The 633-nt window shown below is 76.1% G+C and carries 1 protein-coding gene; it reads right to left on the reverse strand.

Translation table 11 applies throughout. The features are described 5' to 3' along the window. Window positions 1-191: 191 nt before the first annotated feature. A partial coding sequence (locus EAO77_RS36320) for a polyprenyl synthetase family protein (RefSeq protein ID WP_147992559.1) occupies window positions 192-633 on the reverse strand: 442 nt, incomplete at its 5' end.

Below are 633 nucleotides of genomic sequence, written 5' to 3' on the forward strand. Positions count from 1 at the left end.
CCGCCTCCTGCCGGGTCGCCGAGAAAGCGGGCTACGTCCTGCGGGCCGTGCTTCCGCCCCGCTCGCCGCAGCCTCTCGAAGGCCATCTGCACGCCCGGGACCGCGACGCCGGCTGACCCGGTACGCACATCCGCCCGCGGTCCGTCGACGACCGCCTGTCCCCACGCACCCGGACCGGGCGCGTCCGGGAGTCACAGGGCGCGCCGAGCACCCCACAGCGGCAGCCGCTCGAAGAACTCGACGGCGTCGTCCCGCCAGCGGCCCCGCCAGCCCTTCGCCACCGCGCTCGCCTCCTCGGCGCCACGGCGGATGTCCGCGCGCACCTGCTCGTCGACGCCGTGGTGCCGGGCGATGTCCTGGATGCGGGCGACGGTCTCCGGTGGACAGCCGGGACCGGCGAGCGCCGACTCGACCAGCTCACGCTCCGCGCCGCTCGTCGCGGCCAGGACGGCGCACACCGTGTAGCTGCGGCGGCCCGAACGCAGATCCGACCCGGCCGGTTTGCCGATCAGGCCGGCGTCCCCGAACAGATCGAGGTAGTCGTCGCGCATCTGCCCGCTCACCCCCGCGGACCGCGCGTACCGGGCCAGCTCCTCCTGGTGGGCGGCCGGGTCCTCGCCGGCCGCGAGGAGG

Source organism: Streptomyces sp. T39 (assembly GCF_008042045.1).
GTDB lineage: Bacteria > Actinomycetota > Actinomycetes > Streptomycetales > Streptomycetaceae > Streptomyces.